Source organism: Halomarina ordinaria, from assembly GCF_030553305.1.
Taxonomy (GTDB): Archaea; Halobacteriota; Halobacteria; order Halobacteriales; family Haloarculaceae; genus Halomarina; species Halomarina ordinaria.
Map to the genome: position 1 here is coordinate 1,411,403 of NZ_JARRAH010000001.1, position 26,053 is coordinate 1,437,455.

31 protein-coding genes are annotated in these 26,053 nt (G+C 70.8%); 16 read left to right on the forward strand and 15 right to left on the reverse strand.

Features of this window, described 5'->3' with window-relative positions:
• Positions 1-73: 73 nt before the first annotated feature.
• Positions 74-295 (forward strand): hypothetical protein, encoded by a 222-nt coding sequence (locus P1Y20_RS07700; RefSeq protein ID WP_304448077.1) that lies wholly within the window; start codon positions 74-76, stop codon positions 293-295.
• A 5-nt stretch (positions 296-300) separates the two neighbouring features.
• On the forward strand, positions 301-645 hold the full coding sequence (locus P1Y20_RS07705; RefSeq protein WP_304448078.1) for a hypothetical protein: 345 nt from the start codon (positions 301-303) through the stop codon (positions 643-645).
• On the opposite strand, the gene P1Y20_RS07710 is transcribed toward P1Y20_RS07705, so the two are convergent.
• Positions 638-1,252 (reverse strand): DUF6517 family protein, encoded by a 615-nt coding sequence (locus P1Y20_RS07710; RefSeq protein WP_379737193.1) that lies wholly within the window; start codon positions 1,250-1,252, stop codon positions 638-640. The two genes, P1Y20_RS07705 and P1Y20_RS07710, sit on opposite strands and share 8 nt — an antisense overlap.
• A 180-nt stretch (positions 1,253-1,432) precedes the next feature.
• Here P1Y20_RS07710 and P1Y20_RS07715 point away from each other — a divergent pair, with 180 nt between their 5' ends.
• Positions 1,433-1,762 carry an EthD family reductase gene (locus tag P1Y20_RS07715; RefSeq protein WP_304448079.1) on the forward strand — a complete coding sequence of 110 codons (330 nt, stop codon included), beginning with the start codon at positions 1,433-1,435 and terminating at the stop codon, positions 1,760-1,762.
• Positions 1,763-2,095: 333 nt separating this feature from the next.
• On the opposite strand, the gene P1Y20_RS07720 is transcribed toward P1Y20_RS07715, so the two are convergent.
• Positions 2,096-2,416, reverse strand: a complete 321-nt coding sequence (locus P1Y20_RS07720) for a transcription factor S (RefSeq protein WP_304448080.1) — start codon at positions 2,414-2,416, stop codon at positions 2,096-2,098.
• Between the two features lie 49 nt (positions 2,417-2,465).
• Positions 2,466-2,723 carry a DUF5789 family protein gene (locus P1Y20_RS07725; protein ID WP_304448081.1) on the reverse strand — a complete coding sequence of 86 codons (258 nt, stop codon included), beginning with the start codon at positions 2,721-2,723 and terminating at the stop codon, positions 2,466-2,468.
• Between the two features lie 81 nt (positions 2,724-2,804).
• On the opposite strand from P1Y20_RS07725, the gene P1Y20_RS07730 reads away from it, so the two are divergent.
• The 4 genes from P1Y20_RS07730 to P1Y20_RS07745 all read left to right on the forward strand — a co-directional run bounded on the left by P1Y20_RS07730 (position 2,805) and on the right by P1Y20_RS07745 (position 7,142).
• Complete coding sequence (locus P1Y20_RS07730; protein ID WP_304448082.1) at positions 2,805-4,148, forward strand: MFS transporter; 1,344 nt, start codon at positions 2,805-2,807, stop codon at positions 4,146-4,148.
• A 41-nt stretch (positions 4,149-4,189) separates the two neighbouring features.
• The gene (sppA, locus tag P1Y20_RS07735; protein WP_304448083.1) at positions 4,190-5,191 is read left to right on the forward strand and encodes a signal peptide peptidase SppA; all 1,002 of its coding nucleotides are present in this window, start codon (positions 4,190-4,192) and stop codon (positions 5,189-5,191) included.
• Between the two features lie 38 nt (positions 5,192-5,229).
• Entirely contained in the window at positions 5,230-6,351 is a 1,122-nt protein-coding gene (locus P1Y20_RS07740; protein ID WP_304448084.1) for a DUF373 family protein, read from the forward strand.
• Between the two features lie 80 nt (positions 6,352-6,431).
• The gene (locus P1Y20_RS07745) at positions 6,432-7,142 is read left to right on the forward strand and encodes a diphthine--ammonia ligase (protein WP_304448085.1); all 711 of its coding nucleotides are present in this window, start codon (positions 6,432-6,434) and stop codon (positions 7,140-7,142) included.
• 376 nt (positions 7,143-7,518) lie between these two features.
• Here P1Y20_RS07745 and P1Y20_RS07750 read toward each other — a convergent pair whose 3' ends face one another.
• Positions 7,519-8,475, reverse strand: a complete 957-nt coding sequence (locus P1Y20_RS07750; protein ID WP_304448086.1) for a nucleotidyltransferase family protein — start codon at positions 8,473-8,475, stop codon at positions 7,519-7,521.
• 95 nt (positions 8,476-8,570) lie between these two features.
• On the opposite strand from P1Y20_RS07750, the gene P1Y20_RS07755 reads away from it, so the two are divergent.
• Entirely contained in the window at positions 8,571-8,861 is a 291-nt protein-coding gene (locus tag P1Y20_RS07755; RefSeq protein WP_304448087.1) for a transcriptional regulator, read from the forward strand.
• A gap of 2 nt (positions 8,862-8,863) precedes the next feature.
• On the opposite strand, the gene P1Y20_RS07760 is transcribed toward P1Y20_RS07755, so the two are convergent.
• Positions 8,864-9,346, reverse strand: a complete 483-nt coding sequence (locus P1Y20_RS07760; RefSeq protein WP_304448088.1) for a Rieske (2Fe-2S) protein — start codon at positions 9,344-9,346, stop codon at positions 8,864-8,866.
• 84 nt (positions 9,347-9,430) lie between these two features.
• On the opposite strand from P1Y20_RS07760, the gene P1Y20_RS07765 reads away from it, so the two are divergent.
• Positions 9,431-10,501, forward strand: a complete 1,071-nt coding sequence (locus P1Y20_RS07765; RefSeq protein ID WP_304448089.1) for a saccharopine dehydrogenase family protein — start codon at positions 9,431-9,433, stop codon at positions 10,499-10,501.
• Here the strand turns inward: P1Y20_RS07765 and P1Y20_RS07770 are convergent.
• From P1Y20_RS07770 to P1Y20_RS07780, 3 genes are all read right to left on the reverse strand, one after another.
• Complete coding sequence (locus P1Y20_RS07770; protein ID WP_304448090.1) at positions 10,495-11,376, reverse strand: aminotransferase class IV; 882 nt, start codon at positions 11,374-11,376, stop codon at positions 10,495-10,497. The genes P1Y20_RS07765 and P1Y20_RS07770 overlap by 7 nt on opposite strands.
• Positions 11,377-11,460: 84 nt before the next feature.
• Positions 11,461-12,180 carry a DUF4332 domain-containing protein gene (locus P1Y20_RS07775; RefSeq protein ID WP_304448091.1) on the reverse strand — a complete coding sequence of 240 codons (720 nt, stop codon included), beginning with the start codon at positions 12,178-12,180 and terminating at the stop codon, positions 11,461-11,463.
• Between the two features lie 26 nt (positions 12,181-12,206).
• A complete protein-coding gene (locus P1Y20_RS07780) occupies positions 12,207-12,998 on the reverse strand; it encodes a shikimate dehydrogenase (RefSeq protein ID WP_304448092.1) in 792 nt (263 codons plus the stop codon).
• 159 nt (positions 12,999-13,157) lie between these two features.
• On the opposite strand from P1Y20_RS07780, the gene P1Y20_RS07785 reads away from it, so the two are divergent.
• From P1Y20_RS07785 to P1Y20_RS07810, 6 genes are all read left to right on the forward strand, one after another.
• Positions 13,158-14,546 carry a sodium/calcium exchanger protein gene (locus P1Y20_RS07785; RefSeq protein ID WP_304448093.1) on the forward strand — a complete coding sequence of 463 codons (1,389 nt, stop codon included), beginning with the start codon at positions 13,158-13,160 and terminating at the stop codon, positions 14,544-14,546.
• An 86-nt stretch (positions 14,547-14,632) separates the two neighbouring features.
• Positions 14,633-15,991 (forward strand): D-aminoacyl-tRNA deacylase, encoded by a 1,359-nt coding sequence (locus tag P1Y20_RS07790; protein WP_304448094.1) that lies wholly within the window; start codon positions 14,633-14,635, stop codon positions 15,989-15,991.
• Between the two features lie 31 nt (positions 15,992-16,022).
• Positions 16,023-17,213, forward strand: a complete 1,191-nt coding sequence (gene ftsZ / locus P1Y20_RS07795) for a cell division protein FtsZ (RefSeq protein ID WP_304448095.1) — start codon at positions 16,023-16,025, stop codon at positions 17,211-17,213.
• Positions 17,214-17,328: 115 nt separating this feature from the next.
• Positions 17,329-17,502, forward strand: a complete 174-nt coding sequence (locus P1Y20_RS07800) for a protein translocase SEC61 complex subunit gamma (RefSeq protein ID WP_304448096.1) — start codon at positions 17,329-17,331, stop codon at positions 17,500-17,502.
• Entirely contained in the window at positions 17,502-17,939 is a 438-nt protein-coding gene (locus P1Y20_RS07805) for a transcription elongation factor Spt5 (RefSeq protein ID WP_304448097.1), read from the forward strand. Before P1Y20_RS07800 ends, P1Y20_RS07805 begins: the two co-directional genes overlap by 1 nt.
• A 168-nt stretch (positions 17,940-18,107) precedes the next feature.
• Positions 18,108-18,836 (forward strand): PHP-associated domain-containing protein, encoded by a 729-nt coding sequence (locus P1Y20_RS07810; RefSeq protein WP_304449474.1) that lies wholly within the window; start codon positions 18,108-18,110, stop codon positions 18,834-18,836.
• Positions 18,837-18,853: 17 nt separating this feature from the next.
• Here the strand turns inward: P1Y20_RS07810 and P1Y20_RS07815 are convergent, their stop codons facing one another.
• Together P1Y20_RS07815 and P1Y20_RS07820 are read right to left on the reverse strand one after the other, a co-directional pair.
• Positions 18,854-19,348: a metal-dependent hydrolase gene (locus P1Y20_RS07815; protein ID WP_304448098.1), complete on the reverse strand. Its 495-nt coding sequence runs from the start codon at positions 19,346-19,348 to the stop codon at positions 18,854-18,856.
• A gap of 34 nt (positions 19,349-19,382) precedes the next feature.
• A complete protein-coding gene (locus tag P1Y20_RS07820) occupies positions 19,383-19,895 on the reverse strand; it encodes a CinA family protein (RefSeq protein WP_304448099.1) in 513 nt (170 codons plus the stop codon).
• 207 nt (positions 19,896-20,102) lie between these two features.
• Between P1Y20_RS07820 and P1Y20_RS07825 the strand changes: the two genes are divergently transcribed.
• Complete coding sequence (locus tag P1Y20_RS07825) at positions 20,103-21,176, forward strand: ArsA family ATPase (protein WP_304448100.1); 1,074 nt, start codon at positions 20,103-20,105, stop codon at positions 21,174-21,176.
• 30 nt (positions 21,177-21,206) lie between these two features.
• Here the strand turns inward: P1Y20_RS07825 and P1Y20_RS07830 are convergent, their stop codons facing one another.
• The 5 genes from P1Y20_RS07830 to P1Y20_RS07850 all read right to left on the reverse strand — a co-directional run bounded on the left by P1Y20_RS07830 (position 21,207) and on the right by P1Y20_RS07850 (position 26,043).
• Positions 21,207-22,472: a glycerate kinase type-2 family protein gene (locus P1Y20_RS07830; RefSeq protein WP_304448101.1), complete on the reverse strand. Its 1,266-nt coding sequence runs from the start codon at positions 22,470-22,472 to the stop codon at positions 21,207-21,209.
• Positions 22,473-22,475: 3 nt separating this feature from the next.
• The gene (locus P1Y20_RS07835; protein WP_304448102.1) at positions 22,476-23,297 is read right to left on the reverse strand and encodes an SDR family oxidoreductase; all 822 of its coding nucleotides are present in this window, start codon (positions 23,295-23,297) and stop codon (positions 22,476-22,478) included.
• Positions 23,298-23,387: 90 nt separating this feature from the next.
• The gene (locus P1Y20_RS07840; RefSeq protein ID WP_304448103.1) at positions 23,388-24,134 is read right to left on the reverse strand and encodes an endonuclease V; all 747 of its coding nucleotides are present in this window, start codon (positions 24,132-24,134) and stop codon (positions 23,388-23,390) included.
• A gap of 3 nt (positions 24,135-24,137) precedes the next feature.
• On the reverse strand, positions 24,138-25,040 hold the full coding sequence (locus P1Y20_RS07845) for a rhomboid family intramembrane serine protease (RefSeq protein ID WP_304448104.1): 903 nt from the start codon (positions 25,038-25,040) through the stop codon (positions 24,138-24,140).
• 61 nt (positions 25,041-25,101) lie between these two features.
• The gene (locus tag P1Y20_RS07850) at positions 25,102-26,043 is read right to left on the reverse strand and encodes a diacylglycerol/lipid kinase family protein (protein ID WP_304448105.1); all 942 of its coding nucleotides are present in this window, start codon (positions 26,041-26,043) and stop codon (positions 25,102-25,104) included.
• Between the last annotated feature and the right edge of the window lie 10 nt (positions 26,044-26,053).

Genomic DNA, 26,053 nt, shown 5'->3' on the forward strand with positions numbered 1-26,053 from the left:
GCCCGAGGAACCGGCAGCCGACGGGGGTTCGAGGTAGTTTAATGAGGCTGTCAGCCGTACGTCAATAGGCATCATGAGTGACGCAGACACCGACGAGCGACTCGACGAGACGACGACGTGGCCCGACCTCGGCATCGCGCTGTACGACCGACTCACCGGTCGGAACGCGGAGATAGAGTACGAGTTCGAGGACATGAACGTCTACGTCCCGAGCAAGGCCGGGTCGGACGCCGAGCACGCCCACTGGCGTCTCGACGGCAACCTGACCATCACGACGCGCGAGCAGCGCGACTGAGCCGGGTGGCTCGAAGCGCCCACCCGGTCGACGTCGCGGCCGACCTGTCGCTCACCATCGACGGTCAGCCCATCACCGTCGAGTCGTACACGGACACCGTCGTCGTCGACCTCCCCTCCGTCCGGGCTGCGTACGCGCTCGCCCGCTCGGGGTGGAGCCGACTCGACCGGACGCTCGCCGTCCTCACGGACCTCGACCTCACGGTGCTGGTCTGTATCGACGGGACGGCCGTCGCCCGCCTCGGGGCCGACGCGCACCCCGGCGCCGTCGAGCGACTGGCGCCGGTCGAACTCCTCCCGGCCGGGGTCCTCCGGGCGTCGGTGGCTGCGCCCGTCCGCTTCGTCAACTGACCGCGCGAATCAGGTCGAACAGCTCCCGACGACACTCCTTCGCGCTCAACTCGACGCCCGAGACGCCGAGCGCCTCGCACACCGCCTCCACGTGCAGGGGGTAGGCCCCGCCCGCGAGGCGGAACTCGCCGCCGTCCGTCCAGACGCCGAGCCACCCCTCCACCTCCACGTCCTCGAGCGCGTCGGCGTCGGCGTGGGTCTCGGCGGAGAGCGGGAGCGTCGCCCGGTAACACTGCAGGCGCGCCCGCGCCCCGGACCGGACGCGGAAGCGCTCGGTGCGTTCGCGACGCACGTCCTCGAATCCCCGTTCCCGGAGGTCGTCGCCGAACGTCCGGCGGGACTCGGCGGTGACCGTCGGGAGGAGCATCGCCGGGCCGACGCCGGGCGCCAGCCCCGGGACGAACTCGACGCGCGTGGCGAAGAAGAAGCGCCACTGGCGGTCGAGGCCCGCCGCCTCCCGAACACGCTCGCGCAGGGCCGCGTCCTCGTACAGTCGGGTGTGTCCCTTCACCTGCGCCGTCGGGAGGCGAAACAGCGTCTCCGTCGTCTCCTCGACGAGCGACCACCCCTCTCCGGACAACCGCTCTTCGGGAACCGACGGCATCATTGCGAGCGACTACGCGCCCCGGCGCCTTGTAGGTGCGTGACGGCGAGAGGTGTCGGTCCCCGGCCGACGAGGAGGTAGGGGACGGCTCGAAACGGCCGGAGTCGGAGACGTTCAGGGCGTGGGAGGTGTCTCCGGGGTTTCATACTAGTTCATCATCGTATGCGTCGTCTACTCCGTGCGATGTACAAGGCGACCGTCTGTCTGCCCCGCAACGAGGGGATGAGCCACGAGGAGTACCGCGAGTACTACGAGAACGAGCACGCGCCGGTCGTCGACGACCTTCCCGGCGTACGGCGATACACGCTGATGTTCGTCGAGGAGGACGACGCCCCCTACGACAGCGTCGCCGAGATGTGGTTCGACGACCGGGAGGCGTACGACCGGGCGATGGAGAGCGACGTGATGGCCGAACTCGTCGCGGACGTGGACAACTTCGGGCGGTTCGAGGAGGTACTGTTCGTCTCGGGCGAGGAATCGGTCCTCATCGAGGAGTCGGCCCCGGTACAGTGAGCGACTCACTCCTCACCGTTCTCGGACGCTCCGTCACGACGGCGTCGAACCCGTGACAGTCGCCCGAGTACCCGTGGAGTTCACCGATGGGTTCGGCGGACGACTCGACGGAACATATTTCGGACCCTCGCGAACGACGTCGGTCCCCGTGTCGCACCGCGAGCGAGTGGAACGAGCGAGCGGGCCGACGACTGAACGGAGCGAAGCGGAGTGAAGGAGGAGTGCTTTTGGTCCATTGTGAGACGCGTTGCGTCTCACAGGCTCCCGAGAGCCGCGCTCTCGGGAGGAGCTTTTACAGGGCGGGCTTCGCCCGCCCGTCGTAAAAGGTCGTGTCTAGTGATCGTCTTCGCGCCACTTGTGTTCGCACTCGGTGCAGACGAGGAAGCGCGTCTCGGACTCGTCGGCCGAGCGGATCTGTTGCATGTACCAGTAGGCGGTGTCGTTGCCGCACTCGGGGCAGACGACCGTCGTGGTGGGCAGACCGCGGTCCTCGGCGTCGCTGACGTCGATTATCTCCGACTTCTCCTGACCCTGCGTGGTCGTCATGCTCGCTTCCGCCTCCAGGTCGCGGGCTTCCTCGTGGCCGCAGGAGCGACACACCCACACGCCGTCTTCCGTGTGCATCATCGAGCCGCACTCGTCACAGAACTTCATACCGCTCCGTAACAGGCGGGGGACGTATAAACGGCTGGAAACGGGTCGACTACCCCTCGCCCTCCGACTGGCCGGGTTCGCCGACGGCCTCGATGGGGAGCTGGGAGTAGAGTTCCATCTCGAGGTCCTCGGCGCTGTCGAAGGTGTCGCTGGGCACCTCCGAGAGCGTCTCGTCCATGGGGGCCTGCCCGTCGGCGAACAGGAGCGTCACGTCGTCGAACGCGTCCATGGCGTCCCGCCGGGTGGTGGGGTAGTCGTGGTCGGCGAGCAGTGTCCCCACTCTGCTGAGCTTTACGCTCCGAGTCATGTCTATAATGATGATTCGTGATAGTATCAACCTGCCGGTAGGGGTAACGGTGATTGGGTGGGGTTCCGTACGTTCAGGCGAATGGTTCTAGGTACGGACCGGCGTATCCTCACCCTCGCGCTCGCGCGGATGGCCGACGCGCTCGGCAACTCGTTTCTCATCATCGTCCTGCCGCTGTACATCGAGAGCGGGGAGGTGGACGTCACCGGCCTCGTCGGGGGGTCGGTGCTCGGCGTCGAACTCACCCTCCCGCTGCTGGTGGGCCTCGTCCTCTCGCTGTTCGGCTTCCTGAACAGTTTCGGCCAGCCCATCACGGGCCGTATCTCCGACCGGACCGGCGAACGTCGCCGGTTCGTGCTGTTCGGCCTCGCGCTGTTCGGCGTCGCGAGCGCCACCTACCCGTTCGTCTCCAGTTACGAGGCGGTCCTGCTGACCCGGGCGTTCCAGGGTCTCGGCGCGGCGTTCACCATCCCCGCGACCATCGCGCTGGTCAACGAGTTCGCCGCGAGCGACACCGAGCGCGGCGGGAACTTCGGCGTGTTCAACACCTTCCGGCTGGTCGGCTTCGGCTTCGGCCCCATCGTCGCCGGTGTCGTCATCCAGCAGGGGCCGTACGCGACGCCCGCGGGCCGGCTATCGGGGTTCGACGCCGCCTTCGGCATCGCCGTCCTCGGCGCCGCCGTGAGCTTCCTGCTGGTGACGCTGCTCATCGAGGACCCCGACCGGACGGACGCGGCGGCGGCCGAGGACCTCTCGTTCGACGTCTTCGACCCGACCGGACGCCAAACGTTCGACCCGGTGTTCGTCCTCGGCGTCGGGACGCTGTTCATGGCCATCACCATCGCCCTGTTCGCCACGCTCCAGGACACCATCACCGCGCGACTGGACGAGGGGGAACTGCTGTTCAGCGTCCAGTTCGCCGCCGTCGTCATCGCCAACGTCCTCTTTCAGGTGCCCATCGGTCGGGCGAGCGACCGCTACGGCCGTAAACCGTTCCTCCTCGCCGGATTCGCCCTGCTCGTCCCCTCCGTCGCGCTCCAGGGGTACGTCCCCGCGCTCACCCCTGGCATCGAGCGGGCGATACCCACCCTCGACGGGGTGGCGGGACCGGGGCTGATGCTCGTCGCCCGCCTGTTGCACGGTGTCGCGGTCGCGTTGGTGTTCGCACCGGCGCTCGCGCTGGCCGGCGACCTGGCCCGGGAGGGGGAGTCCGGCACCACCCTCTCGGTGCTCACCATGGCGTTCGGTCTCGGCGTCGCCATCGGCCCGCTGGCGTCGGGCTACCTCGTCCGGTTCGGGTTCCCCACGCCGTTCGTCGTCGGCGCGGGCCTCGCCGCCGTCGGCCTCGTCCTCACCTACTCGCAGGTCGAGGAGTCGCTGTCCGACACCCTCGACCTGCGCGACGCCGTCCCGCAGGACGACTGACGGCGGTGTGGTTTTAACCGCCCGCCCCCCCGAGGTGGAGCATGGCAACGCAGAACGGTAGCGGAGGGGCGGTCGTCCGCACGCTCATCACCCTCGTGGCGGCGGGCGTGGCCGCCGTCGTCGGCTTCCTGCTCTTCGTCGTCGTCCCCGACCGGGCGACCGCCTTCGGCGTCCTCCTCGCGCTGCTCGTGGGGCTGGTCGGTGCCCGCGTCGGACAGCAGGTGGCGAGTCGGGTGCTCCCCGGGTACAACGTCGCCGAGGTGGCCGTCGAAGGGCCCATCTCCCGGTCCGGTCGCGGGCCGGGACCGACCCGCTCGCGGGGGACGCCCGCCGACGACGTCGTCGACCAGATAGAGGCGGCCGACGACGACGACAACGCGGACGCCCTGCTGTTGAAGCTCAACACGCCCGGCGGGGAGGTCCTCCCGAGCGACGACATCCGGCTGGCGGCGGCGGCGTTCGACGGCCCGACCGTCGCCTACGCGACGGACACCTGCGCCAGCGGCGGCTACTGGATAGCGAGCGGCTGTGACGAACTGTGGGCGCGCGAGACGAGCGTCGTCGGCTCCATCGGCGTCATCGGCTCGCGGGTGAACGCCAAGGAGTTCGCCGACGACCTCGGCCTGCAGTACGAGCGCTTCGCCGCCGGCCGGTACAAGGACGCCGGGACCGCCCTCAAGGAGGTCTCCGACGACGAGCGCGCCTACCTCCAGGGACTCATCGACGACTACTACGACCACTTCGTCGAGCGGGTCGCCGAGGGACGGGAGCTCTCACCGGACCTGATTCGCGACACCGAGGCGCGGGTGTACCTCGGCGAGCAGGCGTTCGAACTCGGCCTCGTCGACCGCCTCGGCACGCGCGACGACGTCGTCGAGCACGTCGAGGACCTGCTCGGCACGGACGTGAGCGTGGCGACGTTCGAACCGCAGCGCTCGATGCGCGAGCGCCTCAGCATCGGCGCCGAGTCGGTCGCCTACGCCGTCGGCGCCGGCATCGCCGGGCGGTTCGGCGAGGAGGGGGAACTGACGATTCGGCTCTAGCGGCTGGTTTTTTACCCCGGTGGGTCATGGCCGAAGGCGTGGTAACGCTGGTGCTGTGTATCGACCGCGAGGGGAGCGTCGACTCGGCCACCCCCGCGGTCGGTGACGACGTCGTGACGGACCTCGTGACGGACGTGGGTATCGAGGACCCCGAGGACAGCCGCGTGAACTCCCTGCTGGAGTCGCTGAAGGTCGCCCGCGACCTCCGCGCCGAGGGGAGCGAGGCGGTCGTCGCCGTCGTCTCCTGTGCCGGCGAGGGCGTCGACGCCGACCGCGTGCTGGCCGAACAGGTCGACGACCTGGTCGCGCGCTACGACCCCACGGGGGCCGTCGTCGTCGTCGACAGCGCCGAGGACGAACAGACGGTTCCCATCGTCGAGAGCCGCGTGCGCGTCGACGCCGTCGACCGCGTCATCGTCCGGCAGGCCCGTGACATCGAGTCGACGTACTACCTCCTGAAGCAGGTGCTCGGCGACGAGGAACTCAGGAAGACGGTGCTCGTCCCGCTGGGCGTGATACTGCTCGCCGTCCCGGCGCTGCTCGCGGCGACCGAGAGCGTCACCGTCACCGTCTCGCTCGTCGCCGCCGTCATCGGCGTGTTCTTCCTCTACAAGGGTCTCGGCGTCGGGGACCTCATCGCGCGGACGCCGTCGGCCGTCCAGCGCGCGTTCTACGCCGGGCGCGTCTCCGTCGTCACCTACGTCGTCGGCCTCGGACTGGCGCTCGTCGGCGGCTTCGTCGGCGTCGTCGGCGCCACCCGCCTCGACGACCCGCTGTTGATGACGATGGAGTTCGCCTACGAGAGCGTGCCGTGGTTCGCCCTCGGCGCGCTCGCCGCCGCCACGGGCCGCCTGCTCGACGAGTGGCTGGAGAACGACGAGGTGCGCAGTTCGTTCCTGAACCTCCCGTTCGGCGTCGTCGCCATCGGCTTCGTCGTCCGCGGGTTCGCGGGGTTCTTCCTCGAGCGCGCGACGGTCATCGGCTCGGTGCGCGTCCCCACCATCGCCGTCGGTGCCGTCACCGTCGACGGCTTCCCGCTGACCCCCGGGATGCGCCTCGCGGTGTTCGTCGGCGCCGGCCTCTGCATCAGCCTCCTCGGCGTCGGCGTCGCCTCCTACGTGAGCGCGACGACCGTCGAGGAACTCGACCAGGGGGTCTGAGCGGCGGGGTGGGCGGCCGAACCGGTCGTCCGCTCGCTCCGGACCGGTGGCCGTTTATCCGTTCGAGAAATAGGGCCGCCATGCACCCCTGGGTCAGCCTCTTCTCCGGCGGCAAGGACTCCTCGTGGGCGCTCTATCGCGCCCTGGAGGCCGACCACCCCGTCGAACGCCTCGTCACCGTCCACCCCGCCGGCGACTCCTACATGTACCACGTCCCGGCGACCGACCTCGCGGCGCTCGCCGCCGAGTCCGTCGGCATCCCCCTCGTCTCCGTCCGGCCGGACGACTTCGGCGCCGAGGACGTCGACGACGCGGGCGCGCAGGGCGACGCCGAACTCGAACCGCTGGAGGCCGCCCTCGCGGACCTCGCACGCGACCTCGGCGGCATCGGCGGGGTGACCGCCGGCGCCGTCGAGAGCTCCTTCCAGACCGACCGCATCCGGGCGATGTGCGAACGCCTCGACGCGGCGCTGTTCGCCCCCCTCTGGCAGGAAGAGCCCCGCGACCTCGCGGACGCGATGCTCGACGCCGGCTTCGAGATACGTATCGTGCAGGTGGCCGCCGCCGGCCTCGACGAGTCGTGGCTCGGGCGCACCCTCGACGCCGCCGCCCTCGCCGACCTCGAAACCCTCAACGACCGCTACGGCGTCCACATCCTGGGGGAGGGCGGCGAGTTCGAGACGCTGGTGACCGACGCCCCCCACATGGACCGGCGCATCGAACTAGCGTACGAGACGGAGTGGGACGGGACGCGGGGGCGCCTGCGCATCGAGGACGCCTGGCTCGACTAGGTGGCCACGCCGGAAGGAGAGAGCATCGAGCGAGACCGGGTCAGCCCGAGAACTGGAGCCCGATACCGACGACCACGAGCACCGCGCCGAGAGTGACGGTCCAGACGGTGTAGCGACCGACCGCGGACTCGGTAGTCGCCGACGTTCTGTTCGGTGAGCCCGCGTCCATATTTGGAAGAGACGGAGGCGATGCGAATTGCGGGGGCACGCTCTCGGTCTCGTACCGCGAGCGAACGGAGTGAGCGAGCGGACGCGCCGAACCCCCGAAGGGGGTGAGGCGCGGTTTTGGTCCAGGTTTTGCCAGGGAGCAGTCAGCGACCGCGAAGCGTGTCGCTGACGCGCGACCGCAGCAAAACGTGGTGTTGCAAAACGTGGGTTACTGTAACCGCGAGTACGACCCCACGAGCGAGCCGTGGAGTTCCTTCCCCTCGATGGAGCAGTGTTCGTCGACGATGGTGTCCGAGAGGTCGGCGTCGGCGATGTCCGTCCCGGGGAAGACGACGGTGTTCGAGAGCGAGACGTCCTCCAGCGTGGCGCCGGGCATGACGTGGACGTTCTCGCCGAGGCTGCAGCCGTCGGTGTCGACGTCGCTCGCGACGCGGTTCTCGCCGCCGAGCGCCCACGCGACCGCCTCCAGGTACGCCTCGGGCGTGCCGATGTCGAACCACGGCTCCTCGAAGCAGTAGGCGTAGACCGGTTCCTCGGCCTGAAGCCACTCGATGAACCAGCCCGGTTCGTCGGGGTTGTTGTCGCCCTCCAGGTACTCCGCGAAGCGGACCGACGACTCGGGGAAGGCGTAGCAGGCGATGGAGACGAGCGTGCTCTTGGGGTCGTCGGGTTTCTCCTGGAAGTCGACGACCCGGTCGCCGTCGAGCGCGAGCAGGCCGTAGGCTTTCGCGCGTTCGCGCGAGCCGACGTCGTAGGCCGCGAGGGTGGGTGCGCCGCGGGCGTCGAAGTCGTCGAGGAAGTCGCCCATGTCGAAGCCCATGAGGTTGTCGCCCGCGACGACCAGCAGGTCGTCGTCGACGCCCTCGCGGTCGACCAGTTGGGCGAGCGCGCCGATGACGCCGAACTTCTCGCGCTCGGCGACCGTCTCCTCGATGGAGAGGGAGGCCTTCTCGTAGCCGGCGTCGTCGATGTGCTCCTCGAAGTCGCCCGCGAAGCGCTCGTTCGTGCTGACGAAGACCTCCTCGACGCGGTCGTCCGCCTCGAGTTCGGTCAGGATGCGGTCGATGACCGTCGTCTCGCCGACGGGGAGGAGCATCTTCGGACGGTGGCGGGTGATAGGCCAGAGTCGCGTCGCGTAGCCACCGGCCAAGACGACTGCGTACATACCTCGCGCCTCTCCTCGTGGATTCATAGGTATTGCGCCTTCCCACCTCGAACGCGCGAGCAACGGTTTAGACGGTGCGGCCCGAGGGGTGAGGTATGCGCACGGAGTCAGAGACCACCCGCCAGCGCATCGCCGACCACCTCCGTCACGAACCCGCCGCCCCGGGCACCCTCGCCACCGAGTTCGGCGTCCGGACCGGGACCGTCCTCTCGCACGTCGAGCACATCGCGCAGTCGCTCGCGCCGACCGACGAGCAGTTGCTCGTCGCGCCGCCGACGTGCCGCGAGTGCGGCTTCGACGCCTTCGACGACCTGGTGAACCGCCCCTCGCGCTGTCCCGACTGCAAGAGCGAGGCCGTCGAGGAGCCGACGTTCACCATTCGATAGGGTCAGAAGTCGATGCGACCGCCCGTCGAGCGGTCGTGGTCGCCCGAGGGCCCGAGGTTCGCGAACTCGTAGCGGTCGTCCGCGAGGTACACCGCCCCGTTCTCGACCACCACGTCGACCTCGTCGAGGTACGCCCCCTCGCAGGGGCCGAACGTGCAGTGGCCGCTGTCCTTCTCGAAGGTGGCGCCGTGGCGCTGACAGACCACCTCGCCGTTTCTGACGGCAGCGCCGCTCCCCTTGTCGAGACGGACGTCGGTCCAGTGTGGGCAGAAGTTCCGCCACGCCGTGACGTCGCGGCCGTCGCCAGCGCCGTCAGTGCCGTCCCCGTCGTCGGCGTCGTCGCTCGCACCGTCGTCGTCCGCGTCGAACGCCACGAGAATCGCCTCCTCCGTGTCGAAGCCCTCGCGCACCGTGAACAGCAGCGTCCCGTCGGCGGGCACCTCGTCGACGCCGGCGATGCGGCGCTCCTCGCGCTCCTCGTCCATGGACGCGCTACCGGTCCCCGCGAGGAGAGCGTTCTGGTTGCCGGCGGACCCGCCGTTATGTGGCTGGCGCGAGTCGGGTCGGGTATGACGCTCCTCGTCTACGGCTCGTACGGCTACACCGGCCGCCTCGTCGTCGACCGCCTCGCGGACCGCGAAACCGAAGACGTCGTCCTCGCGGGCCGGTCCCCCGATGACCTCGAAGCGCAGGCCGCCGAGACCGAGGTCCCGGCGCGGGCGTTCACGCTCGCACACCCCTCGGTCGTCGAGCGCCACCTCGCCGACGTCGACGCCGTGCTCAACTGCGCGGGGCCGTTCTCCCGGACGGCGAAGCCGCTCGTCGACGCCTGCCTCGCCACCGGGACCGACTACCTCGACATCACGGGCGAGGTCGGCGTCTTCGAGCGACTGGCCGCGCGCGACGCGGAGGCCGAGGCGGCGGACGTGACCGTCCTCCCGGGCGTCGGTTTCGACGTGGTGCCGACCGACTGTCTCGGCGCTCACCTCGCGGACGCGGTCCCGGACGCGACGCACCTCGCGCTCGGGTTCCAGGCGACCGGGTCCATCTCCCGCGGGACGCTCCGGACGGCCGTTGAGGGCATCGGGGAGGGCGGTGCGGTCCGCCGCGAGGGCCGCATCGAGGGGGTCGACAGCACCCACCGCACGCGGACCATCGACTTCGGGCGCGGCCCGACCCACGCCGTGACGGTCCCCTGGGGGGACGTGGCGACGGCGTACCACTCGACGGGCGTCCCGAACGTCGAGGTGTACATGGCCGTCCCCGAGCGGGCGCTCCGGGCGCTCTCGGCGACCGACCGTCTCGCGCCGCTGCTCGACCGCGAGTGGGTGCAGGGGGCGCTCTCGACCGTCGTCGACCGGACCGTCGAGGGCCCCGACGAGCGGACCCGCGAGGAGGGGGCGGGCTACGTCTGGGGGGAGATAACCGACGGCGAGGAGACACGCGTGGCGCGCCTCCGGACGCCGGAGACCTATTCGCTGACGGCGATGACCGCCGTCGAGGCGGCCGAGCGGACGCTCGCCGGCGACGCGCCCACGGGGTACCAGACGCCGTCGTCGGCCTTCGGCGCGGACTTCGTCCTCGACTTCGAGGGCGTCGTCCGCGAGGACGCCCACGAACCGGATTCCAGGGATCAGTAACAGCGTTCCTCGACGAGCGCGTCGAACAGGCGCGCGAGCAGGCGGGTGATGGGGCCGCCGCCCACCGCGATACCGTCGACGCGCGCGACCGGACGGACCTCCCACGTCGTGTTCGTGAGGAACGCCTCGTCGGCCCCGCGCACGTCGTCGGGGGTGTAGCGGCCGGTCTCGACCGGAAACGACTCCTCGCCGGCGAGGTCGAGGACGACCCGTCGCGTGACGCCGGGGAGGAGCGACCCCTCGGCGGGCGTCTTGAGCGTGCCGTCGTCGACGAAGAAGAGGTTGCTCGTCGCCCCCTCGGCGACGTACCCCTCGGCGTCGCGCATCAGGGCCTCGTCGGGCCGGTACGTCTCCGTCGAGGCCCGCCGGAGTTCGAGGCGCGCGAGGATGCCGTTGAGGTAGTTGTGGGTCTTCGCGTCGGGGGGGAGCGCCGCGGGGGCAGTGCGACGCGTCTTCACCGACTGGACGACGGCGGGGCCGTCCCACACCGACTCGCCGTCGAGGCCGCCGCGCGGGAGCGGTTCGACCAGGACGACGACCGAGGGGTCGACCGCCTCGGCGGGCGTGAGTCGCCCCGGCTGGACGCCGCGCGTCACCGAGACGCGGACGTAGGCGTCGGCGAGGTCGTTCGCGTCGAGCGTCTCCGCGACCCGGAGCGCGAGGTCCTCGGGGACCGCCCCGGGCATCCCGAGGGTCGCGCAGGTGCGTTCGAGGCGCTCGCGGTGGGCGTCCCACTCGAAGACCTCGCCGCCGTAGGCGCGGAGCGTCTCGAAGGCGGCGTCGCCGTACTGGAACCCCCGGTCGCGGACGCTCACCGCGGCGTCGGCCGCGGGGACGAGGGTACCGTTCACGTGATATCGACTGGTGTCGGTCATGGGATGCGGAGGCCTACTCGGTCGCGGTCGGTCGGCTCACGTGTCGGGGGGGAGACCGGGGACCGCGGACGCTGCGGGGGCGAGTCAGCGCTCCTGGGCGCGGTCGACCCAGCGCTGGAGGCGCTTCTCGGAGATGCCCGTCTCCTCGGAGAGCGCGGCCGCGTCGGCGTTCGCGAGGTCGTCGATGGACTCGACGCCCGCGTCCTCGAGCGTCTCGGCGTAGGCGGGACCGATACCTTTCAGCCGGGTGACGGGCCGGACCTCCTCGGGGGCGTCGCCGACCGGACCGGCGGCCTCGGCGGGTTCGGCCGCCTCGTCGCCCGTCTCCGCGTCGCCGGGACCGGCCGCCTCGCCGGGTTCGACGCCCTCCTGCTCGTCGACCATCGTCTCGGTCGAGGCGGCGGCGTCTGTCCCGGACCCGGCGGCTTCCTCCTCGTCGACCGCCTCGCTCTCGGTCTCCTCGGGGGACTCGACGCCGGTGTCGGCTTCGGCTTCGTCGAGCGTGTCGCCCTCGTCCTCGTCGACGGAGGGTTCGACGTCGGACGGCTGTTCGGACTGCGAGGCGGGACCGGCGGCCTCGGCGGGTTCGGCGGCCGACTCGACGTCGCCCTCGGGGGGTTCCTCGGTGATGGAACCCGTCGATGCGGCCGCGTCCGTCTCCGCTGCCGCCGCCTCGTCCACCTCGTCCGTCCCGTTCGCGGACGGCTCTCGTTCGACCGTCACGCCGGCGGAGCGACGCTTCGCACCGTTCTTCGACGATTCCCCGATACCGAGGGCCGACTTGATTTTCTCGAAGAGGCTCATAGTCGGTAGTTGATTCGGCGAGACTATTAAAGGCCTGCTCGAAGCGCGTCGTTCATCGCGGTGACCGGGGCGTCGCGGCCGGTCCAGCGCTCGAAGGCCGCGACGCCCTGGTAGAGGAGCATCCAGCCGCCGTCGACGGTCGTCGCGCCGGCGGCCGCCGCCTCCCGGAGCAGGCGGGTCTCGAGCGGCGCGTAGACCGCGTCGAGGACGGCGAGGTCGGCGTGGAGCGCGCTCGCGGGAACCGGCGAGCGGTCCTCCTCCATCCCGACGCTGGTGGCGTTGACGAGGACGGCCGCGTCCGCTACCACGTCGGGGAGCGCGTCGAGGCCGCACGCCGACGCGCCGGGGACGACCGCCGCGAGGTCCTCGGCGCGTTCGACGGTCCGGTTCGCCACGGTGACGGTCATCCCCTCGTCCGCGAGGCCGAAGGCGACGGCGCGCCCCGCGCCGCCGGCACCGACGACGACCGCCCGGCCCGAGAGCGACACGTCGTGGTCGCGCAGCGCTCGCACCGCGCCCGCGGCGTCGGTGTTGTACCCCCGCATCGCGTCGAGGTCGACGGTGTTGACCGCGCCGATGCGCTCGGCGAGCGGGTCGGGGTCCACGAGGTCGAGGACGTCGCGCTTGAACGGGATGGTGACGTTCAGCCCCGCGATACCGAGGGCGCGCGCCCCCTCGACCGCCGCCGGGAGGTCCCCCGGGTCGGGTTCGAAGGTGACGTACCGCGCGTCCATCCCCAGTTCGTCGTAGGCCGCCTCGTGCATCGGCGGCGACAGCGAGTGCCCGACGGGGTTGCCGAGCAGTCCGAACACCTGCATACCCACGGCGTGGCGAGCGGCGCCGATAAACGGGCCGGTCCCGGCGTGGCACCGTCGAGCACGGTGAACCGACGACACAGCCCCTGTGACGGTATTTCACGGAGGGAGGGAGGGGACGTAACAAAAGAGATACGTACGGCCGTCTCGCCCGTTCTGGTAATGTCGAACCGTTTTCGTCACCCACTCAGCGCCGTCGCGCTGACCGTCGCGCTCACCCTCCCGTGGGTCTACACGTTGGCGACGCACGGCGGCCACGTCGAACCCGGGGCGCCCTACTCCGCGTTCGGAACCGTGGCGGTCGCCGGCCTCGCCGTCCTCGGTGCGTCGTTCCTCCTCGCGTGGGGCGCGGAGACCGCCGAGAAGGACGTCCCGCGCGCGTTCGCCATCGCGGTCCTCGCGGTCCTCGCCGTCGCCCCCGAGTACGCCGTCGACGCGCTCTACGCGTGGGAGGCGGGGGCGATGGAGGGAACCCAGCGCGGCACCGACGCGGCCAACCTCGCCGTCGCGAACATGACCGGCGCGAACCGCATCCTCATCGGACTGGGCTGGTCGGCCATCGCCCTCTTCACCGTCTACCGCACGAAGCAGTCCCACGACCCCGCCGTCAGGAAGCGCGAGGGGTTCCTCCGGGACACCGTCTCGCTCGACCGCGACATCAGCACCGAGATAACGTTCCTCCTCGCCGCGACGGCGTTCGCCTTCTTCGTCCCGCTCAGCGTGGAGTCGGTCGCGGGCGGCGGTCCCGCCGGCGGCATCGGCCTGTTCGACACGGCCGTCCTCGTCGGCCTCTACCTCCTCTACATCGGCATCATCATCCGCGGCGACGTCGAGGAACACGAGGGACAGGTCGGCGTCCCCGGCTACCTGCAACGCCTGCCGAGGGCCGGCCGCGTCGCCGTCGTCCTCGCGCTGTTCGCCTACTCGGGGGCCATGATCTACACCGCGGTCCACCCCTTCGCCACGGGGCTCGAGACCATCGGGGTGGAGAACGGCATCCCCGAGTTCTTCATGATACAGTGGGTCGCGCCGCTGGCCAGCGAGAGCCCGGAACTCATCGTCGTCGCCTACCTCGTCAACAAGGCGCGCGCGACGGCGGGGTTCAACGCGCTCATCTCCTCGAAGCTCAACCAGTGGACGCTCCTCATCGGGACGCTCGCCGTCGTCTACAGCATCGCGGCGGGCCACCTCGGCGCGCTCCCCTTCGACCAGAAGCAGGTCGCCGAGATATGGATCACCGCCGCCCAGAGCCTCTTCGCGCTCTCCATCCTCGCGAACTTCGAGATAAGCGTGCGCGAGGCCGTCGCCCTGCTCGTCCTCTTCGTCTCGCAGGTCGCCATCGAGTTCGTCATCATCCGGACGTACACGGGTGCGACCGCCGAGACGCTCAGCATCGACGTCCTCTACGCCTACACGGCGCTCTACCTCGTCGTCGGCCTCTGGCTGTTCTACCGGCGCCGCGCGGACCTCCGCACCCTGCTCGCCGACACCGCAATCACGGCCCAGGACGCCATCAGCCCGCGAGGTCCGCACCCCGAACAGGCCGACTGAGGGCGGGTCGTCCCCTCGGCACCGTCGCGCTGTCGACCCACGCCGACACCGACGGCGTTTAGCGCTCTCCCCGACCACCTCGAACCGTGCTCGGAATCGTCGTCAGCCGTGCGGACAGCGCGTCGGTCCACATCGGCGAACGGATACTCGAAGCAGCCGACTGGACCGCGACCGAGGACGACTCCCGCCCCGACGCCGACGGCGGCGGGACGGTCCACCGCCTCCCGGACGCCGAACTCCGGACGTTCGAGGAGTGGCACCTCCACCTCGACGACGCCGAGGCGGCGTTCACCGACCCCGACCTGCTCGTCTTCGCCTCGCGTCACGCCGGCGAGACCGGCCCGCTGCTCACCGCCCACCACACCGGCAACTTCGGGCGCGCCGAACACGGCGGCGCCGACCGGTCGTTCGCCCGGGCCGCCCCGAACGCCCACGAGCGCGTCCTCGCCGCCTTCCGCGAGTACGCCCCCGAGGGCTACGACGTCGGCATGGAGTGCACCCACCACGGGCCGACGGGCGTCGAGACGCCCTCGCTGTTCGTCGAACTGGGGAGCGACGAGGCGCAGTGGACGGACCCGGCAGGTGCGCGGGCCGTCGCCCGTGCCGTCCTCGACCTCCGGGGGACCGCGCCCGACCGCGAACGGACGCTCGTCGGCTTCGGCGGCGGCCACTACGCCCCCCGGTTCGAGCGGGTCGTGCGCGAGACGGACTGGGCGGTCGGTCACCTCGGGGCGGACTGGTCGCTCGCCGACCTCGGCCCCGCGAAGGCCCACGCGGATGTCGTCGACGCCGTCTTCGAGCGGAGCGGGGCGACGCGGGCGCTCGTCGAGGGCGACCACCCCCACCTCGTCGACGTGGTGACGGACCTCGGCTACGACCTCGTGAGCGAGACGTGGGCACGGGAAACGACGGGCGTCCCCCTCGACCTCGTGGCGCGACTGGAGCGCGAGGTGGCGACCGTCGAGGAGGGGCTCCGGTTCGGCGAGCGAACGGCCGAGGGGGCGGCCCTCGAGACCGTCGCGCTCCCCGAGGCCCTGCTCGCGGAGGCCAACGGCATCGACCGCGAGGGCGTCCTCGCGGCCGTTCGCGACCGAACCGCGGCCGTCACCACCGAGGAGAACGGGACGCGCCTCGCGGAGCGCGTCGTCGTGCCGGCGGGCGAACGGGAGGCCGTCGTCGAGGTGCTCGTCGGCACACTGCGGGAGAAGTACGACGAGGTGCGCCGGGACGGAGGGGCCGTCGTCGCCAGAGAGGTAGCGTTCGACCCCGCGCTGGCCCGCGAGGCGGGCGTCCCCGAGGGGCCGGCGTTCGGGCGGTTGGCCGAGGGGCGGAGCGTCGAGGTGGACGGAGAGACCGTCGCGCCGGCGGCGGTCAGCCGCGAGCGCGAGCGGCGCTTCCCGTTTCCGGCCGCGTCAGACGGTCGTCAGACAAATGGCGAAAGATAGTTATCCCGCGTCTGTAATTCATCGCGCAGGCATGGACTCGCTGATAGAAGAGGCCATAGACGAGGCCGAAGCGGACAGGGAGGAAGACTCCCCGCGTGGGAACGGGGCGGGGGCCGGAGGGCCCCAGAACACCGACCCGGTATCGTCCGCCGGGACGATGACGGACGACGAGCTCGCGGAGATCGTCCGCGACCTCGAGACGAAGATAACGGTGTTCGGCTGTGGCGGCGGCGGCGGCAACACGGTCACCCGAATGGCACAGGAAGGCATCCACGGCGCGCGGCTGGTCGCCGCGAACACGGACGCCCAGCACCTCGCCCAGCAGGTCGAGGCGGACACGAAGATACTCATCGGGCGCACCCGCACCGGCGGGCGCGGCGCGGGGTCGGTCCCGCAGATCGGCGAGGAGGCCGCCCAGGAGAACATCGACGACATCCAGGCGGCCATCGGCGACTCGGACATGGTGTTCATCACGGCGGGCCTCGGCGGCGGGACCGGCACGGGGTCGGCGCCGGTCGTCGCGCAGGCGGCCCAGGAGGCCGGCGCGCTCACCATCGCCGTCGTCACCATCCCCTTCACCGCGGAGGGCGAGCGACGGCGCGCGAACGCCGACGCGGGGCTCGAACGCCTCCGGAGCGTCGCCGACACCGTCATCGTCATCCCGAACGACCGACTGCTCGACTACGCCCCGAACCTCCCGCTGCAGGACGCGTTCAAGATCTGTGACCGCGTGCTGATGCGGTCGGTCAAGGGGATGACGGAACTCATCACGAAACCCGGCCTCGTGAACGTCGACTTCGCCGACGTGAAGACCATCATGGAGAACGGCGGCGTCGCCATGATCGGCCTCGGCGAGTCCGACTCCGAGAACAAGGCGCGCGACTCCATCCGGTCGGCGCTTCGCTCGCCGCTGCTCGACGTCAACTTCAAGAACGCCAACTCGGCGCTCATCAACGTCGTCGGCGGCCCCGACATGAGCATCGAGGAGGCCGAGGGCGTCGTCGAGGAGATATACGAGCGCGTCGACACCGACGCGCGCATCATCTGGGGCGCGAGCGTCGACCAGGACTTCGAGAGCAAGATGGAGACGATGGTCGTGGTGACCGGCGTCGAGTCACCCCAGATATACGGCAAGGGCGACGGCCAGCAACAGGTCGACACCTCGGAACTCGTCGAGGACGAGGGCGAGGACGACGACGGCGGCATCGACTTCATCGAGTGACCGTCAGTCACTAGAACGCGTTACTCCGTTCTCGCGACCGAACAGCTACGTCTCCGGGTTTGTCCAGTCGCCGAACGGTAGAAAGATAGAAAAAGCCCCACCCGTAACGGGGGGTATGGAAGTACCGAAAGACCTCTCCTCGTACATCCGCGTCCTGAAACTCGCGAGCACCCCCTCGCGCGAGGAGTTCACACAAGTCTCTCTCATCGCCGGGGCCGGCATCGCGCTCGTCGGCTTCATCGGTTTCATAATCTTCGTAATCATGGCGTTCCTCCCTGGTGGCATCTAATGGCTATCTTCGCCGTCAAGACCACGGCCAGTCAGGAACGCACCGTCGCCGATATGCTCGTCAACCGTGAGGAGGAGTCCATCCACGCCGTCCTCGCGCCCGACTCGCTCACGAGTTACGTGATGGTCGAGGCTGACGAGGCGAACGTCTTCGACCGCATCCTCGACGAGATACCCCACGCCCGCGGCGTGGTCCCGGGGAAGTCCTCCATCATGGAGGTCGAGCACTTCCTCTCGCCGAAACCCGACGTCGAGGGCATCGCCGAGGGCGACATCGTCGAACTCATCGCCGGCCCGTTCAAGGGCGAGAAGGCGCAGGTCCAGCGCATCGACGAGGGGAAAGACCAGGTCACCGTCGAACTGTACGAGGCGACCGTCCCCATTCCCGTCACCGTCCGCGGCGACCAGATCCGCGTCCTCGACTCCGAGGAGCGCTGAACGGGTCACTCGACCCCGGCGTTCGCGGTTTTCGCGGCCGTCCACGCGACACCGAGAGCCGTCGCTCACGGCGGTCGAGCGGTCGCGTGGACGGACAGTCCGGGAAACGCAATCACTATCCTCCGTCCACGGGAACCCGAGAGCGTGAGCGACGAGTTCCGTGTCGACATGCACGTGAAGGTACTCGACGACCGTGTCGTCGAGCGAGCGAAGGCGCGAGGGGTCGACGCTCTCGTCTACGCGCCACACTTCACGCGTCTGCCGAACATCGAGCGGAAGGCGGCGGCGTTCTCCGACGACGACCTGCTCGTCGTTCCCGCTCGCGAGGTGTTCACCGGGTCGTGGCGTGACCGCAAGCACGTCCTCGCGGTCGGACTCACCGACCCCGTCCCCGACTTCATCACGCTGGAGGGCGCGATGCGCGAGCTAGACCGACAGGGGGCGGCGGCGCTCGCCCCCCACCCGGAGTTCCTGAACGTGAGCCTCGACGAGGCCGACGTCCGCCGGTTCGACGTCGACGCAGTCGAGGTGTACAACCCGAAACACTGGCCGGTCAACAACGAACGCGCCCGCGACATCGCCAGCGCGACCGGCGTGCCGGGGTTCGGGTCGTCGTACGCCCACCTCCGGGGGAGCATCGGCGAGGTGTGGACCGCGTTCGAGGAGGACGTCGGAGGGGGCGGCGACCTCGCGGCCCTGTTGAGAGACCGGGCGCCGCGGCGGGTGTTCCACCGCGAGGGGTTCGAACACAACCTGCGGCGGGCGGCCGAGTTCGCCCACCTGGGCTACGAGAACTCCTGGGGGAAGGTCGACCGGGTGTTGCTCTCGGCGACCGAACCAACCCACCCCGGCCACATCGCCTACCAGGGGCGGTTCGACGACGTCCGCGTCTACTGATTCTCGTCTTCGACGGGCTACGCGAGGCCGGGGACGGGCGGGAGCGCCGCGCGCGCCGACGCGACGGCCGGCGGGAGCAGGTGGACGAGCGCGTAGGCGACCGCCAGTTCGACGGCGGTGATAGCGAGCGTGACCGCGTTGGCGTAGCGACTGCTCGTCGCGACGCCCGTCGGGAAGTCGTACTCCTTCGGGAGTGGGTAGAACAGCGCGATGCCGCGCTTGCTCCCCACCACGTCGAGGACGTAGTGCGTGAGGATGCCGACCCAGACGTAGTGGAGGTTGCCGAAGACGGCGGGGAAGGCGACGAAGAGGCCGAGGACGGGCAGGTTGTGGAGCGTCTTGCGGTGGGTACCGAAGGCGGTGTCGACGTCCGGGAAGAGCGCGCCGAGGACCACCGGCACCGTCACCGCGACGACGGTGTAGACCGTCTCGGCGTCGCCGCTCGGTTCGAGGACGAACCCGAGCCCGACGCCGAGCAGGAGGCCGTTCAGCACGTGGCCGTCTTTGTTCACGCCCCGACTCTGGTGAGCGCCCGCCAAATAGTTTCTATTCGAGACGGTCCAGGAGGTCGGCGAGCGCCCGCTCGGCGAAGCGGCGCTTGCGCTCGACGCGCGACCCCTCGAAGACGTGGCGCTCGACGGTGGTCTCGGAGGCCCCAGTCCCCCACGGCGCGGCGTTCGCGACGCCGACGTAGACCGTCCCGACGGGCTTCTCGTCGGTCCCGCCCGACGGCCCGGCGATGCCGGTGGTCGCGAGCCCCCACGTCGTGTCGGCGGTGTCTCGCACCCCGCGGGCCATCTCACGGGCGACGGCGGTGCTCACCGCACCGTGCTCGTCGAGCGACTCCCGCGAGACGGCGAGCAGGTCGCGTTTCGCGCCGTAGGAGTAGGTCACCACCGAGCGGTCGAAGTAGTCGCTGGCGCCGGAGACGTCGGTGAGCAGCGACCCCACCAGTCCCCCGGTGCAGGACTCCGCGACGGCGAGCGTCGCGTCGGCCCTCCGGAGCGCCTCGCCCACCCGCGTGGCGACGCCGTCGGTGTCGTCGGTGTCGTCGAACATATCCGGACCCACGCGGCGGTGGGGCAAGTAGGCGGCGACGCTCTCGACGGGTGCACAGCCGACCGCCCCCGCGGTCGGCTATCCGGACTGGCGGTCCCTCGACGACCGTGCGCGGGGCGGCGTCCGGCGGTTCTGGTCCCGTCATCTGCCTTGAACCTTCTTCCGGACACCAACGACTACTCAAGGGGTCGCCGGGTACCTCCGGCGATGACCGCGAACGCGAACCCGAGCGCGACCCCGGACGCGAGCGCGAGCGACGCAGACGAGTTCGAGGTCCCCGTCGAGGCCGTCGACTCCATCGACGTGGGCCCGGAGGGCGTCGACGCGCCGCAGTACGTCCTCTACGGCGGGAAGGGCGGCGTCGGCAAGACGACGATGGCGGCGGCGACGGCGCTCGCGAGCGCGAGCGACGGGACGCCCACGCTCGTCGTCTCGACGGACCCCGCTCACTCCCTCTCGGACGTCCTGGAGACACGCGTCCCGAGCGAACCCGGCCGGGTCCGGGACGACGTCCCCCTCTACGCCGTCGAAATCGACCCCGAGGCCGCCGAGTCGAACCCCTTCGAGCAGGGCTTCGGCGGCATGGACGACCTCGTCGGCGGCGCGGAGGCGAACCCCATGGGTGGCGGGGCGATGCCCGGCGCCGACGAGACGGCGGCGCTCCAGTTGCTCCTCGAGTATCTCGACGACGAACGCTTCGAGCGCGTCGTCGTCGACACCGCCCCGACGGGCCACACGCTCCGACTCCTCTCGCTGCCGGAGGCGCTCGACTCCATGGTCGGGCGCATCCTCGCCTTCCGCGAGCAGATGAGTGGGATGCTCGGCGAGATGCCCGGCCCCTTCGGAGACCCCGACGCCGGCGAGGGCCTCGACCAGTTGCGCGACCTCTCCGAGCGCATCCAGCGCCTCCGGCAGGCTCTCGAGGACCCCTCACGGACCGATTTCCGGGTCGTGATGCTCCCCGAGCGCCTGAGCGTCCTCGAGTCCGAGCGCCTCGTCTCGGACCTCGACGAGTTCGGCGTGCCCGCGCAGACGGTGGTCGTCAACCGCGTCACGGAGGACCTCTCGAACGTCATCGGCGAGGAGGCCGACGTCGACTGGTTCGTCAGGCCCGACACCGAGAACTGTGCGTTCTGCAAGCGGCGCTGGCAGAGCCAGCAGAAGGCGCTCCACCGGGCGCAGGAACTGTTCCGCTCGCGGGAGGTCAAGCGCGTCCCGATGTTCGCGGACGAGGTGAGCGGCGAGGCGATGTTGCGGGTCGTCGGCGCCTGTCTGGAGTAGCCGTCTCCCCTCGTTCTCCCTCGCGGTCTCTCACTCGACCAGCAGCACCCGCAGGTCGTTGACGTTCGTCGTGCTCTCCAGGTCGAGCAGCGCGTCGCGCGCCTCGAGGTAGGGGAAGGCGTCGTTGTCCGCGAGCGCGTCGCGGGCGGGTTCGGCCTCCTCGACGGTCGCGGCGTCCACGAGGGCACCCGCGACGTCCGTGCCGCCGTCGCGCCCGTCGGTGTCCACGCTGGCGAGCGTCACGCCCTCGGGGAGTTCGAGCGCCGCCGCGAGCGCGAACTCCTGGTTCGGGCCGCCCCGGCCGTCGCCGCGGACGGTGACGGTGCACTCCCCGCCGGAGAGGAGCGCTGTCGGCGGGTCGGCGGGGTCGCCAGCCGAGCGGCACTCCTCGGCGATGGCGACGTGTGCGAGCGCGCACTCGCGGGCCTCACCGCGCATCCCCGAGGCGAGGACGAGCGGGTCGTAGCCCGCGTCGGCGGCCACCGCCGCGGCCGCGTCGATGGCGGTCCGGGCGCCGGCGAGCAGGTGGGTGTGGACGTGCGAGGTGTCGACCGCCCGGTCCTGTTCCGCTGCTTGCCGCTCGGCGAGCGCCTCGCGGACGTTCTCGGGGACCTCGATGCCGTAGCGTTCGAGGACGGTCCCGGCGTCGAGGTCCGGGAGGTCCGGGCAGAACGGTCCGCTGGCGATGACCGCGGGGTCGTCGCCGACGACGTCGCTCACCAGCAGGGCGACGACCGACGCGGGCGCGGCGCGCTCGGCGAGGCCGCCGCCTTTCACCCGCGAGAGGCGTTTCCGGACGGCGTTGATGGCGTCGATAGGCGCGCCGCTCTCGACCAGCGCGCGCGTCGTCGTCTGCATGTCGGCGAGGGGGACGGTCGGCGCGACCAGCAGGGCGCTCGCGCCGCCGGTGACGGGCGCGAGCACGAGCGTCCGCTCGTCCGCGGTCTCGACGAGGTCGATGACGCGCTCGGTCGCCTCGACGCCCCGGTCGCTCGGGACGGGGTGGTCGCCGAGCGCGACCTCGACGCGCTCGGCCCCGGTGTCGCCGTCGGTGACGATCAGTCCCTCGTCGATGCGGTCCCCGAGGACGGCTTCGAGGCCGCGTGCCACCGCGGCGGCGGCCTTCCCGCCGCCGGCGACGACGACGCGGTCGTAGTCGGAGAGGTCGAACGTCGCCTCGCCGACGCGGAGCGTCTCGCCGTCCAGGGCGACCTGCTGGCGGACGGCCCGTTCGGGGTCGGCGGCGGCGATGCCGGCTTCGATGCAGTCCCGGGCGACGGTGTGTGGGTCGGACATGGCTCAGACCAGGCGGTTGAGGAGGCCGAAGGCGGTGTCGCGCGCGCCGTCGGGGAGGTAGCGCGCCTTCAGGCTCAGTTCGGCGAAGCCGCCGACCGGGTAGCGCGCCCGCGGGTCGGGCGTCACGGCGGCCTCGAGGACGGTGCGCGCGACCTGTTCGGGCGCGATGGCGACGGGGCTCTGCCCGCCGAAGACCTCGCTGTCGTCGTAGAGGCGGTAGACCGACTCGTAGGCGCCCGAGCGTTCGACACCGGCGAGTTCGCCGTTGGCCCGCTCGGCGAACGACGTCTCGACGGGGCCGGGTTCGACCAGCACCGCCTCGACGTCGTAGGGGGCGATTTCGTTGCGGAGGGCGTCGGTGAGTGCCTCGAGGGCGAACTTCGAGGCGGCGTAGGCGCCCATCCCGGGGGTGACGACGCGCCCGGCGACGCTGGAGACGTTGACGATGCGGCCCTCCTCGCGCTCGCGCATGTGCGGCAGGGCGGCGCGGACGACCCGGTGGGGGCCGTAGACGTTCACGTCGAACTGGCGGTGGAGCGCCGTCGTGGGGACGTCCTCGACGGGGCCGAACTGCCCGTAGCCGGCGTTGTTGACGACGCAGTCGAGGCGGCCCTGTTCCTCGATGACGGCGTCGACGGTCGCACGTACCTGCTCCTCGTCCGTGACGTCGAGGGCGGCGGTCTCACAGCCTCGCTCCGCGAGGTCGGCGACGGTCGCCGGGTCGCGGGCGGTCGCGTAGACGGTCCAGTCGTCGTCGTGGAAGGCGCGTGCGGTCTCCCGCCCGATGCCGGACGAACTGCCCGTGATGAGAACGGTCTTTGCCATGCCTTCGACACACACCCCCGTACCTTAAGAATCGGCGCTTCGCCTCCGCGGGGGAGGCGGTTCCGGGGGGGCGAGACGACCGGAAACGGCTCAGGCGTCGACGCGGCGCTTCACCTCGTCCGCGTAGGCGTCCGCCAGCCGCGTCGGTTCGGGGAGTTTGTACCCCCCGCGACAGGCGAGGACGACGTCGGCGGCCGTCTCGGCGCACATGCGGTGGCCGGGCGAGACGTACACCGGGTTGATGCGGTGGGAGGCCTCGAACTGGCGCGTCTGGACGGCGTGACCGATGACCGTCCCGTCGGGCGCGTCGACCCGGCCGTTCGCCTCGACGGCGACGCGCTCGCCCGCGGCGAGTTCGTCGGTGGGGGCGACGGGTCGCCCGCAGAGCAGGCTCTTCGCGACGCCCACCGCGGGGAGGTCGAGCGCGACGCCCATGTGCGTCGCCAGCCCCGCCTGCCGGAAGTGGATGCGGCCGCTCCCGTCGAACAGCGCGAGGTCGGGCGCGGTCGAGAGCGCCTCGAAGGCGTCGAGGACGGGGCCGCCCTCGCGGAAGGAGAGGAGCCCCGGGATGTAGGGGAAGTCGAGCGGCGAGACGCTGTGGGCGCGCTCGACCACCTCCTCGCCGCGGAGGACGACGACGACGCTCACGGCGCGGTCGTCGAGGAACGCCTGGTCGACGCCGGCGACGAGCGGGCCCTCCGGGCGGCCGACCCGGCGGGCGTCGAAGTCGAAATCGTCCTCGAAGCGGGCGCTCGCGGCGATGTCGCGCTGGAGCGCCTCCATCTCCTCGCGGGTGACCGAGGCGTCGGGACGGAACGCGGGGCGGGCGACCTCCATCGCTCAGAAGGGGCCGCGCCCGCGGCCGGGGCCGCCCATGTTGCCCCCGCCGAGCTGGAACTGGCCGGTCGCGCGGACGCCCTGTCGGCGGGCGTACTCGCCGTAGGCCAGACCGATGACGAGGCCGATGAGGTGGGCGAAGTGGGCGACGTTACCCATCACGTTGAACGTCGAGAAGACGCCGAACAGCGAGAGGCCGGCGTAGCCGAAGGTGAGCACCCAGATGGGGATGGGGATGAAGAAGTAGAGGTACACCTTCAGGTCCGGGTTCAGCACGGTGAGGACGCCGAGGATGGCCATGATGGCGCCGCTCGCGCCGAGGACGGCCGTCGGTTCGCCCATCAGGAGGCCGAGCGTGACCTGCGCGAGGCCGGCGGCGACGCCGCTGACGAGGAACAGCGCCGTGAACGCTCGCGACCCGACGTAGCGCTCGACGAGCGGGCCGAAGAAGAACAGCACGATGGCGTTCCCGAAGATGTGGAAGAAGCCCCGCGGGGAGTGCGAGAACACCGCCGTCACCCACGTCCAGACGTACTCGACGTTCTCGGAGGAGAGGACGAACAGCGTGGTGAACAGTTGTACGCCGCTGAACGCCAGCACCAGTTGCTCGGCGACGAACGTCAGGATGATGACGCCGAGGAAGAGGTACGAGACGTTCCCGCGGAAGTACGAGAGGGGGCCGCCGGTGCTCGTCACCCGCTCGCGGGCCTTGGCGACCCGGCTCTGCTCCTCGTTCACGCTGTCGTCGAAGCCGCTGTCGAAGACGCCGCTCGGGTCGCCCCAGTTCTGGAGGCCGGGGCAGTCGTGGGCTTCGGGGAGCCGATGGTCGCCGCAGAAGGTGCCGCCGCAGTGCCGACAACGGTACGGCAGGTTCTCCGGTTTCCCACACACGTCACACGTGGCCATTAGTCGGGAATACGAATCAGGCGGCAAAGGGGTTTGGGGTCCGCGTCGGCCGAGGACGCCGTCAGAGGGGCGGCTGCGGGTCGTAGTCCGGTCCGACGAGCACGGAGAGCGTCCGGTGACGCACCGACAGCGACAGCGACTCGCGCTCGGAGAGTTCGCCGTCGAGGCTCACCGCGACCGACCCGTCGAGGAAGGAGACGTCGGCGACCGACGCGTCGAAGCGCGTGACCCCCTCGGTGTCGCGGTCGAGCAGGCGGTGGACCGCCGCCTCGCGGACCACCTCGAAGGGCGCCAGCGACTCGGCGACCACCACCTCCAGCAGGCCGTCCTCGACGTCGCCCTGCCCGCCCGCGCCGGTGAAGCGACGGCTGTTGCCGACGAGCAGGCAGAGCGCGTCGCCCGTCCACGTCGCGTCGCCGTCGGGCGTCTCCATCGAGAGCGCGACGGGCTGGGGTTCGTAGGCGTCGGCGCTCCGGGCGGCGCTGACGAGGAAGGCGAGCGTGCCGAAGCGGCCCTTCAGTTCGGCGTCGGCCGCCCCGCTGACCTCGGCGGGGAACCCCGCGATGCAGGACATCACGAACGGGGTGCCGTCGGCGACGCCGACGTCGATGCGGCGGCGGCGGCCGGCGTCGACGACCTCGAACCCCGACCCTATCGACTCGATGCCGAGGTTCTCCGCGAAGAAGTTGGCCGTCCCCGCCGGGAGGACACCGAGCGTGACGGCGTCCAGCGCGCCGATGGCGTCGAGTTCGCGGACGACGGTGTTGACGGTGCCGTCGCCGCCGCAGGGGACGACCACACCGACGCCGTCGGCGACGGCGGCCCGGACTGCCCGGCGGGTGTCGGCCGCCGAGTCCGTCACGACCACCTCGTAGTCGCGTTCCGCTGCGGCCGCCCTGACTGGTTCGACGTGACCACCACCGCCGCTCGTCGGGTTCACGACGACGCGGACGCGGCTCCAGTCGAGTGCTGGTGTCGGTGACTCTGCGTCCGTCGGGTTCACGTCCCCGACT